Raw genomic sequence first — 10612 nt, forward strand, 5'->3', positions numbered from 1 at the left:
ACTAGATCAGTTACAGCAAAAGGTAGAAGAAGTGTTAAAGGCACAAAGTCAAGGTCAATTTAACCAGGAAATCGATAAAGCTTATTCTGACATCAAACCTACCTTAGATAAAATCAAAGTTGAAATGAAATAAAAGTCCTCGTTAATTTAACATTTTCCTTTTTCTATAAACGTTCAAGCATATTTTTTAGTAATTGATAGAAATCACTTACAGTTGATATATCAACTTTTTCATCAGGTGAATGTGCATCTTTTATCGTAGGACCGATTGAAACCATATCCATTTGTGGATACTTATCTGCAATTGCACCACATTCTAAGCCTGCATGTATCGCTTTGATACTTGCTTGCTGTTGGCATAAAGCAAAATAACTTTCTTTGGCAATTTCAAGTATCCTAGAGCTCATATCTGGTTTCCAGCCAGGAGAAAGCTGTGATTTTTCAAAATCAGCGCCATTTTGCTTTGCATTACGTTCAATACCTTGCATAAAAGTTGAAATACCTAAATTATTATCACTGCGGGCATAAATCGTAATTATAAGTTTATTATCTTTTAGTTTGATTGAAGACAAATTATTTGAACTCTCTACTAAGTTTGACATAGCTGAACTCATTGCCAATACACCTGAGTGAATCACTGATAATAAATTTATAAGTTTATCTTTTAGTACAAAGCTAAAACATGATTTTTGTCGAGTCGTTGCTTTTATTTGCAAGTTAAAATTTGGCTCACTTTTCTGATAAATTGCTTTCCATAACTGAAAATAATTATTTACTCTAGTTTTAAACTTTATTTCATCTTGAGGCTGACAAGAAATAACGGCTTTTGCTTCTCTTGGAATCGCGTTTGGTAAATTACCTGCATCTATATGACTGATGTTAAATTCAATAGCTTGATCTAAATCATTTAATAATAAACTTAAAAATTTTGCTGCATTAATTCTTGGTTTATCAATATCTAAACCTGAATGACCACCTTTTAAGCCACTTATGATAAGCTCAAAGCTAATAAATTCTTCGCTTTGAGTTACTTCATCTAGAGCAAAAGTTAATTTAGCTGATTGAGAACCTGCGCAGCCAACGTAAATATCGCCCCAACTTTCCGTATCTAAGTTAATCATCGTTTTTGCAGTTAATATATCTTTACTGAGGTTATTCGCTCCAACTAAACCTCGTTCTTCTGAAGCGGTTATTAAGAGTTCAAGTGCAGGGCGTTTAATATTTTTTTCTGTTGAAACAGCCATTGCAGCAGCAATACCTAAGCCATTATCAGCACCTAAGGTTGTTCCTTTTGCCTTAAGCCAACCATTACAAAGTTCCAATTGCAAACTGTCATTTAAAAAATCAAACTCTATATCTGCATTTTTTTCACAAACCATGTCTTTATGTACTTGTAATACAACAGTAGGATGAGATTCATAACCTTTACTTGCTGGTACAAATATAACAATATTATCTGCATCATCTAGTTTGTAACTAAATCCTTGTTCAACCGCCCAATTTAACAAATAAGCTTTAATTTTTTCTTCATGAAAAGTTGGTCTTGGAATTTGCGTTATTTCTATAAAGTATTGCCAAATTTTTTCACTTTTTAATGCCTTTAAATCCATTTTTTGTATCATCTCCAATTGCTCAGTCATATATTCTCTCCATATAAATATTACAAAATAATGTGATAGATTTTAACAGATAAACTTATTCAAAAAAAGCGCCATAACTATTCGAATATTTTGTCATTTAATCTAAAATAATTTTGGTAACCTCTACAAAACTAGTGCCCGATTCATTAAATGTGTCATGATGTATAATCCATCATGGTAATTGATATAACTGGTGGTTATTATTTTTATAGTATCAAGGATCATTTTAAATAATCGGGTACTAGGTATCTAGCTATGGACGTTTAGTTGGGGTATTTATAGCTTTTCAACAAAATAAAATTAAGGTAAAACACTTATGATATTAAAAAGAATAATACAGTCATTCCTTTTTGCTTCTTTATTAATAAGCATTAGCTTCTTTGTAACAAATTGCACTAAACAAACTAAAGAAATAGAAAAACCTAATTTTCAACATATTACTGATATAAAAGTACGTAAACAATCGTTTATTGACTACATGTTGCCCTTTATTTACCAAGTACAAAAGACTGTACTCAATCAACGAAAATCACTTGAAAAGATCCAAATAAAATTAAATCAAAACCAATCACTCTCTAAGCCAGAAACAAAGTTTATAACTGATTTATGCCAGCAATATAAAGTTGACTTTAATCAAAGTAATTTATTACAAGTAGTGAATGACTTATTAACTAAAGTCAATACGATTCCAATAAGCATGGTATTAGCTCAATCTGCTTTGGAAACAGGATGGGGGACTTCTCGTTTTTCCGTTGAGGGTAATAATTATTTTGGACAACATTGTTTTACGCGAGGCTGTGGTATTGTGCCAAAACAAAGAGCAACTGGTGCAATTAATGAAGTACAAACCTTCGATTCTCCGCTTGGTAGCGTTCAATCATACTTTAATTTATTAAATACAGGGAGTAAATTTGAAGAATTTAGAAAATTACGTGCTCAATTAACCGCGCAAGGCAAAGATTTGACAGGTAAATATTTGGTTAAAACACTTGTTCACTATTCTGAATTAAAAAATAACGAGTATGAGAATAGATTGCTTGCAACTATGGATTGTAATAATTTATATCAGTACAACTAAAATACTGGTTTAGCCTACATCTCGGCACACACATCATTTGTTACCGCTGCTTCCTTCCGGATCTGACGGGGTTCACAAACTAGCGTCGCAAGAGGACCAAACCAGCGGGATTATTATTCATTTTTTTATTCTAATTAGCAAGTGAAAAATTTCCATTATTAACTGCTTAAGGTATTTGATGTTTAATGGGTTTAACCTAAAAATATAAAAGTGAAAATATATAATTTTACGGAACTTTTTAAGAAAAGAATTATGCCTTTACAATGTAATGCAAATGTCTTACAATATAAATAAATATAACCCACGAGGTGATGCCATGAATAAAGCTGCAACAATTAATGCCAGGATAGAACCAAATCTCAAACATCAGGCTGAAGCTATTTTACATAATATTGGACTATCTACTGCTGAAGCAATCCGTATTTTCTATACGCAAATCTGCCTCAATAAAGGACTTCCCTTTGAGGTCAAGCTGCCTAATGCAGAAACACTTGACGCAATTCATGAGCTTGAATCAGGCAAAGGAGCTAAATATAACTCAATGGACGAGGTGTGGAGTAATCTAAACGGTGCTTAAACTTGAACTCTCAACGCAATTTAAAAAAGACCTTAAAAAAATAAGTAAACAGGGCAAAGACAAATCAAAGCTAGATGACATTATAAAAACCCTCCAAAAAGAGGAGCCTTTGCCGAAAAAGTTTCGAGATCATGAACTCGTTGGAAACTGGAAAGGATACAGAGAATGTCATATTGCACCTGACTGGTTGTTGATTTATAAAATTTTCCAAGGGAATGTAAGGCTGTTAAGGCTATCTCGAACAGGATCACACGCTGAATTATTAAAGAAATAACGTTGAGCAGCATGATTTTAATTTGATCAATTTGAAGGGTGGTCCGTAAACGCAGCTACCTTAGCACGTGTCCAAGAAAAATATTAAACTGGATTTGAAAGAAAAAGATGGATTTGATCTTTTATATTCATATTTTTTAATGCGCCAGTTTTTTTCTCAAAAATATGACTTACACCCCATATTATTAGAATATAAAGGTAAAATAGTGAAATAAGCAACAATACAAATACAATTGCTTCTACAGGGATGTCAACACTTGGCTTGGCTAGATTCTCATAGTTAAAGATTAACAAAAATATTATAGTCACAAGACCAAGGAATATTATCGAAGCCCTTTTAATTTGATCCTTTTTCCATGTCAGATATAAGTATGTGCTTTTTCAAAATCTGCCAGCTCGTAATCACTCACAATATGTCTCAAATGATCTGGATTGATGTTTTTGAGTTTAATCAATTCGTCAAGACGCATCGTTTCTATCTCGATGTTTCTATCTCAATTGCAGTACGATCATTTTGATGGTTTTTTTGCTCACAGTATGCTCTTTCAAAGGCGGTTTGTCCTTTGTTCATGGCTTTCTCCTTATTTTCTATCCGTAGATTTGTAATGGGTAATTGATGTCACTACTCTACCAATAATTTTCGACTTATGCTCATCAGTAAAACTGTCAACACGATTGAGTATTTCAATTTTAGATGTATTCGCCGAGCTTTTAAACAAACTGACTTCAATGATATAGCCATCTGTCAGTTCATACAAATGTTTTGTATCCGTATATGGGTCAAATCGAGGCTGAGTAATAATAATGATCACTGTATGATTTTGCGTATTAGCTGTAATCAATGCTTTTAATTCATCCTGTTGAAATGACTTCTGAATCCCCTGAACTGCAATGTGTGCAGATGGGCTGTTATTGTTTTTTAATTCTTCTGTTGAAGCATAGAAGGGGATTTGCATCAAATTATCATCATTACACACATTAATTTGATCAGTGTTTAATTTTTCTTCTATGCCAGCCAGTAAAAGCGGACTGATGTTTAACGCTTCTGTGATGCTTGAGAGCGTATCAGCGCGCATACTATTCATTTTACGCTTTAGAATAGTATGAAGTACCATTTTAGGTACATTTGGATTTTCTTTTAAGCAGTCATCTATATTTTTATACCCTTGAAGTACCATCGCTTTTTCAGTTGCATAAGACATTTTTTCAAGATGGGTGACAGGATCCATTCTGTGATAGGCAGTTGAGCTACTCTGGTTTAAAAACCCGTAAATAGCGTCAACTACAGACTCGATTTCTCCTTTGATGATTTCGCATGGAAAAATCACAGCCTATACTGGAATCTTTAATGTTTCAGCTAATTCAATCATTTGTGTTCTGGTCAAGTCACTTATTTTTTGATTAACAATGTCCTGCAACAGTCTAGCATCGAGTTGACTCTGCTTAGCCAGATTATCAACAGTAATATCGTTGGTGGACAGATAAATTTCCACAGGCTGTTTTATCCTTTATGTTTTCATGTGGAAACATTATACATCGTAATTTTTATTTTTTTACCCTTAAAGGTTTTTTATTTGTTATCCTCATTTTTTACTTTTATTTATTCTTTCTATTCTTTTTAAAGTGATTTTTATATTTTGTTTTTTCTGTTATTAGATTGTGGATATTTGTGGATAAATAATTAAAAACCCTTTATTTGACGGTTTTTAAGCTGTGTGTAACTTTGTGAATAAAGTTGTTAAGATCCTTGTTGTTTTATGTTGATAACTTTATTTTTTTAACTCTATGTTTTTTTCCACAATTTTATCCAAAGGGATATAAACAAGGTTATATACAAAGACATCCACACCGTAATTAACAAAAAACTCACATTGTTATCAACAAAGTTATCCACAGGTATTTACGTGAACGATTGCATGTTGTTAGCGCTTTGATATAATCCCAAAACTAAAGTTAAATTCTAAATGATTTTTTTTGGGCATGAGTGAAAAATCACCCAAAAACCTTGATTTTAAAGGAAAAAGCGTTGGATATGAGTATTTGGCAAGAGTGTTTAGATTATTTAAAAAACAGTTTATCTGAACAAGAATTCAGAATTTGGATCATGCCTTTAAAAGTAAACGATCAAGGTAATTTATTCACAGTTTATGCGCCAAATAACTACTTTTTAGGTTGGATAAAGACAAAATATCAAATTTTGATTGTAGATGCGTTGAAAAAACACAAAAAAAATGAGCTTTTAATAGTTGATTTTTCAGTTGAAACAGTAAAACGCTCATCACATGATGAATCTTTATCCACAACTAAGCATAATCTTTTTGAACCTTTTAAAAGCAGTGTAGGACCTCAAACCGATCTTTTTACAAAAAATGCTTCTCCTGCACCTGTTGAAAAAGTTGAGTTTATAGAAGATAGCAAAGAAAAGTTAGTTGTTGATAAAGATAAAATTTCAGGTATCTCGAGTGAGCTTTATGGTTTTGATGAAGCTTTAGCCTTGCCAAAGGAACAACGAAGAGTTGATTTTGGTTCTCCTTTAAAAAAAGAATATAATTTTGATAATTTTGTCGTTGGTAAGGCTAATGAAGTTGCACGCGCTGCTGCAATGCAAGTTTCGATTAACCCTGGGCTTGCTTATAATCCTTTGTTTATTTATGGTGGGAGTGGGCTTGGCAAAACGCATTTAATGCATGCAATTGGTAATTATGTATTACATAACAACCCCACTGCAAAAGTGTTATACGTTACTTCTGAGCGTTTTGTCAAAGATTATGTTGATGCAGTACGTTTACATTCGGGTGATGAGTTTCAAAATTTTTATCGTTCAGTTGATGTTTTACTCGTAGATGATATTCAATTTATTGCTGGCAAGGCAGGATCTCAAGAAGAGTTTTTTCATACTTTTAATACTCTATTAGAAAATGGTAAGCAGGTGGTTTTATCTTGTGATAAATATCCGAAGGAAATCCCTAAGTTAGAAGAAAGGCTTGTTTCGCGATTTGGTTATGGTTTAACTGTGACAATTGATATTCCTGATTTAGAAACACGAAGTGCAATATTATTGCACAAATCAAGCCAATTTGGTCGTCCTATTGATCAAAATGTAGCACTTTTTATGGCAAAACACATTCGATCAAACGTGAGAGAATTGGAAGGTGCGTTAAGAAGAGTACTTAATTATGCACAGTTCAATAAAAAAGCAATTGATGAAAAGCTTGCTTATGAATGTTTGAAAGATGTGATTTCTATTCAAGAAAAAATTGTAAAAGTTGATAATATCCAAAGAGTTGTCGCTGATTATTATAATATTAAAATCACAGATTTACTTTCAAAGCAGAAGAGTCGAGACGTTGCAAGACCAAGACAAGTGGCGATGGCATTAGCAAAAGAGTTCACTAATCATAGTTTACCTGAAATTGGTAGCTTTTTTGGTGGAAGAGACCATACAACGGTTTTACACGCAGTCAGAACAATACAAAAACTGCTATTAAACAACGTTGATTTACAAGACGATTATCAAAATTTATCACGCAAGTTAGCTCATTAATTATTTTAAGTTTTATTTTAGGGGTATTTACTTATGATGAAATTCATACTTTCTCGAGATGCAATATTAAAACCATTGCAAGCATTGGTATCTGTTGCAGACAAAAAGCATACAATGCCTATTTTAAGTAGTGTTTTATTTAAAATAGAAGGTGGTAAGTTGCTTTTAAAAGCATCTGATTTGGAGACAGAAATCATTAGTCATGTTACTTTAAATCAGTCGTTTGAAGATGGGCAAATAGCTATTCCTGCAAAAAAGTTAAATGAGATTATTCGTAACCTACCAGACGGTGCAGAAATAGAAATTATTCAAGAAACAAATAATCGTGTACTTATTTGTTGTAATCGTAGCCAATTTAGTTTATCTACTTTAGGTGCAGAGACCTTCCCTACTATGAATGAAGATACTGGTCGAGCGATGTTTAAAATATCATTTGAGCAATTAATGACAACGATTAAACGAGTACAATTTGCCATGGCGAACAATGATGTGCGTTATTTTTTAAACGGTATGTTGTGGGAAGTTAATGGTGATAATTTTAGGACGGTTTCAACAGATGGACATAGAATGGCTAGTTCTGAAGCCATAATTGAAAATACTTACCTTGAGGGTGTTCAAATGATTGTCCCCAGAAAGGCAATACTTGAAATGCAAAGAACACTTTCTGCACCAGAAGATGCTGAAGTGGAAATTCAGATTGGTAAGAACTATTTCAGAGTAATATTGGCAGATATTCAATATACTTCAAAGCTGATCGAAGGGCGGTTTCCAGATTATACACGAGTTATTCCACCGAATAATACTAAGGTCTTGATTGCTAATAGAACACAGTTAAAACAAGCACTTATTCGTACAGCAATTTTGTCCAATGAAACATATCGTGGTGTGCGTTTAGAGCTTAAGCAAAATGAATTATTATTGTCTGCAAATAATCCAGAGCATGAAGAAGCTCAAGATCAACTTGAAGTTAAATATGAAGATAAGCCAATGGAAATTGGTTTTAATGTCAATTATTTGCTTGATATTGTTAATGTTTTGGATATTGAAGATATCAATTTTTACTTCGAAAATCCAGCGATGAGCGTTTTAATAAAAGATAGCAATAGTTGCAGTACATATGTTGTTAGTCCGATCAAATTATAATTATTATAAAATAACTGGTAAAAAATTATAAATTTTCTAGGATTTTATTACTTTACTTAGATATAAAACAGTTGGATACGTCATGCTAAAACGCCTGGTAATATTAGTTATTACGTTAATTGTAATTTTCTGGGGTGCATATTACTTGTTTGCACTCAAACCTAATGTAAAAAATACTTATTCCTTTGAGCATCAAGACATACACACAGAAAGTTTGTATCAAGCAGTAGGTAATTCAAATTACATTGCGCAAGGAAATACAATTGCTAAACATAAGGTATATGTAATTTTTGATCCAAACTGTAAATTCTGTCATGCTTTTTTTGAAGCTTCACAGAAGTTTATTCAAAATGATATGCTTGCCATTCGATGGGTACCTATTGGTATCATTAAACCTTCTAGCCCAACCAAGACTATGGCTATTTTAAGTGCTAAATCACCAATAGATGCGCTTAAAGAAAATGAAAACCAATTTGACTATAGCAAAGAAGAAGGCGGAATTAAGCCTGTAGCTGATCCAAATGATATGCAAATTGAACAGTTCAATCATAATATGAGAGTGTTAAAAGGGCTTATCAATTCAGTTCCTGTAATCGTTTATAAAAATGATTTAGGGTACGCTAGAATTAGCGGTGGAGCATTGCTGCCATTAGAGGCAAAAAGTAGCGCATTAGCGCAAAATGAGCAAAAAGTGGAGAATTTTATTAAACAAGTTAGTTCAGATTGGTAAGGATATGGTTATTTTTGCTATTTATGCTATTGTGTTAGCATTTTTTTTGGATTAAAACACTTATTTCAACAACATCTAGTAATAATGAACAAGAAGTCAATAATTTTTTGACGTTGAAACATATGAAAATACGGCGATATAAACTATATGGATTGCTTTATATTATTACTTTATTTTATTTGGTTTCGATATCAATGATATCAGCTAGATTTATGCCTGAAGAAAAAAAAAGCTTTAGTAGTGTAGGGGAACAATTAAATCACGCCTGGCAAATTATGCTCAATTTTCCGTGGTGGTTGCAACTGTTGTTTTTTATTGCGCTTATATTTTTTATTGGAATGTTTGCATTACCATTAATCAACTGCGTAAAAAATAAGCTAAAAGGTATTTGATATGTTAGCTTATTATGTTGGTGTGATGTCTGGTACAAGTATGGATGCAATTGATTGTGTGGTTGTTCAATTTGAGTCTTCAGTATTTAAGTTAATAGCGGCACATAGCTTTTCCTATCCAAGTGAAATTAAATCAGCAATTAGGCAGATTTATCAAAATAATTATCATTTATCATTACATGAATTTGGTAGTTTAGATTATGAGTTGGGGCTTATATATGCAAACTGTATTAATGAGTTATTAAATCGTTATAAAATTGAAAAGGCTCAAATTAAAGCTGTTGGCTGTCATGGACAGACGGTTTACCACCATCCACACAAGGTCCCTAGATTCAGTATTCAATTAGGAAATGGTAATGTCATTGCTGCAAAAACGAATCTTGTTATTGTGAATGACTTTCGTAACAAAGATATGATTTTTGGTGGGCAAGGCGCACCTTTAGTACCAGTTTTTCACCAAACTTTTTTTAGTCATTCAATGATAAATAGAGTGATTTTAAACTTGGGTGGTATTGCTAATATTAGTTGTTTACATTCTCAAAAAACACTGATTGGATTTGACACAGGACCAGCCAACACTTTGATAGATCATTGGATATATCAACACAAAGGAAAAGCTTATGATCATAATGGAGAGTGGGGAAAAGGTGGACAGGTGTTATCAGATCTACTCAATAGAATGTTAGCTGATCCGTATTTTTCTAAACAAACACCCAAAAGTACGGGTTTGGAATATTTTAATTTATCTTGGTTGAAACAGTACTTAACAGGGAATGAAGAAGCGCAAGATGTTCAAGCAACGCTACATGTACTTAGTGCTAAAACAATTGCAGATGCAGTTTTAAATGTGCAACCTGATACTAAAGAGGTCTATGTTTGTGGTGGTGGTGTAGGCAATGACTATTTAATGGAATTATTAAAAGAATGTCTACCAGAAATATCCTTAACAGATATTTCCAGTTTAGGTGTAGATGGACAATGGATAGAAGCCATTGCATTTGCTTGGTTTGGATATTGTCACATCAATAGTAAAAAAATACCTTTTTCATTGTCAACAGGTGGTAGTGAAGATTGTTTGGTAGGGACGCTTCATCGAGTAAAATGAACGTTTTTCAAACACGATTAAACAAAATTAAAAAAAAGTTAAAAAAAGCGCTTGCGGGGAACTGATGTGTGTGTATAATGGCGACTCGTTGTCACTGAGAGTGTTTGGTGAGAGGGCTCTGGATAAGGGT

The 10612-nt window shown here is 32.7% G+C and carries 10 protein-coding genes and 1 other RNA gene; 8 read left to right on the top strand and 3 right to left on the bottom strand.

The features are described from left to right. Positions 1-164: 164 nt before the first annotated feature. Positions 165-1640, bottom strand: coding sequence for a beta-Ala-His dipeptidase (pepD, locus tag M1V25_RS09755; RefSeq protein ID WP_116964847.1), 1476 nt, complete (start codon positions 1638-1640; stop codon positions 165-167). Positions 1641-1956: 316 nt separating this feature from the next. Between pepD and M1V25_RS09760 the strand changes: the two genes are divergently transcribed. Further along, positions 1957-2718 carry a glucosaminidase domain-containing protein gene (locus tag M1V25_RS09760; protein ID WP_498843159.1) on the top strand — a complete coding sequence of 254 codons (762 nt, stop codon included), beginning with the start codon at positions 1957-1959 and terminating at the stop codon, positions 2716-2718. Positions 2719-2722: 4 nt separating this feature from the next. Here M1V25_RS09760 and ffs read toward each other — a convergent pair. Further along, positions 2723-2820, bottom strand: an RNA gene (gene ffs / locus M1V25_RS09765) — signal recognition particle sRNA small type. A gap of 214 nt (positions 2821-3034) precedes the next feature. Here ffs and M1V25_RS09770 point away from each other — a divergent pair. Continuing rightward, positions 3035-3295, top strand: a complete 261-nt coding sequence (locus tag M1V25_RS09770) for a type II toxin-antitoxin system RelB/DinJ family antitoxin (RefSeq protein ID WP_498843160.1) — start codon at positions 3035-3037, stop codon at positions 3293-3295. After that, positions 3288-3569 (top strand): type II toxin-antitoxin system YafQ family toxin, encoded by a 282-nt coding sequence (locus tag M1V25_RS09775; RefSeq protein WP_498843161.1) that lies wholly within the window; start codon positions 3288-3290, stop codon positions 3567-3569. The genes M1V25_RS09770 and M1V25_RS09775 overlap by 8 nt, the downstream gene beginning before the upstream one ends. Positions 3570-4149: 580 nt before the next feature. On the opposite strand, the gene M1V25_RS09780 is transcribed toward M1V25_RS09775, so the two are convergent. Next, positions 4150-4896, bottom strand: coding sequence for a hypothetical protein (locus M1V25_RS09780; protein ID WP_498843162.1), 747 nt, complete (start codon positions 4894-4896; stop codon positions 4150-4152). Between the two features lie 704 nt (positions 4897-5600). Between M1V25_RS09780 and dnaA the strand changes: the two genes are divergently transcribed. The 5 genes from dnaA (at position 5601) to M1V25_RS09805 (ending at position 10482) form a co-directional block, all read left to right on the top strand. After that, positions 5601-7112 carry a chromosomal replication initiator protein DnaA gene (gene dnaA / locus M1V25_RS09785; RefSeq protein WP_498843163.1) on the top strand — a complete coding sequence of 504 codons (1512 nt, stop codon included), beginning with the start codon at positions 5601-5603 and terminating at the stop codon, positions 7110-7112. 33 nt (positions 7113-7145) lie between these two features. Beyond that, on the top strand, positions 7146-8255 hold the full coding sequence (gene dnaN, locus M1V25_RS09790) for a DNA polymerase III subunit beta (protein WP_498843164.1): 1110 nt from the start codon (positions 7146-7148) through the stop codon (positions 8253-8255). 82 nt (positions 8256-8337) lie between these two features. Continuing rightward, a complete protein-coding gene (locus M1V25_RS09795) occupies positions 8338-8985 on the top strand; it encodes a hypothetical protein (protein WP_116964843.1) in 648 nt (215 codons plus the stop codon). Positions 8986-9197: 212 nt separating this feature from the next. Continuing rightward, the gene (locus tag M1V25_RS09800) at positions 9198-9377 is read left to right on the top strand and encodes a hypothetical protein (protein WP_498843165.1); all 180 of its coding nucleotides are present in this window, start codon (positions 9198-9200) and stop codon (positions 9375-9377) included. 1 nt (position 9378) lies between these two features. After that, complete coding sequence (locus M1V25_RS09805; RefSeq protein WP_116964841.1) at positions 9379-10482, top strand: anhydro-N-acetylmuramic acid kinase; 1104 nt, start codon at positions 9379-9381, stop codon at positions 10480-10482. Positions 10483-10612: the final 130 nt, after the last annotated feature.

The sequence above is a fragment of the Candidatus Nebulibacter yamunensis genome, assembly GCF_024208055.1.
Classification (GTDB): domain Bacteria; phylum Pseudomonadota; class Gammaproteobacteria; order Francisellales; family Francisellaceae; genus Caedibacter; species Caedibacter lacustris.

What these genes read in the sequence shown, in the direction of transcription:
- pepD (WP_116964847.1), bottom strand. Translation starts at nt 1,640, where the DNA reads ATGACTGAGCAATTGGAGATGATACAAAAAATGGATTTAAAGGCATTA.
- M1V25_RS09760 (WP_498843159.1), top strand. Translation starts at nt 1,957, where the DNA reads ATGATATTAAAAAGAATAATACAGTCATTCCTTTTTGCTTCTTTATTA.
- M1V25_RS09770 (WP_498843160.1), top strand. Translation starts at nt 3,035, where the DNA reads ATGAATAAAGCTGCAACAATTAATGCCAGGATAGAACCAAATCTCAAA.
- dnaA (WP_498843163.1), top strand. Translation starts at nt 5,601, where the DNA reads ATGAGTATTTGGCAAGAGTGTTTAGATTATTTAAAAAACAGTTTATCT.
- dnaN (WP_498843164.1), top strand. Translation starts at nt 7,146, where the DNA reads ATGATGAAATTCATACTTTCTCGAGATGCAATATTAAAACCATTGCAA.
- M1V25_RS09795 (WP_116964843.1), top strand. Translation starts at nt 8,338, where the DNA reads ATGCTAAAACGCCTGGTAATATTAGTTATTACGTTAATTGTAATTTTC.
- M1V25_RS09800 (WP_498843165.1), top strand. Translation starts at nt 9,198, where the DNA reads ATGCCTGAAGAAAAAAAAAGCTTTAGTAGTGTAGGGGAACAATTAAAT.
- M1V25_RS09805 (WP_116964841.1), top strand. Translation starts at nt 9,379, where the DNA reads ATGTTAGCTTATTATGTTGGTGTGATGTCTGGTACAAGTATGGATGCA.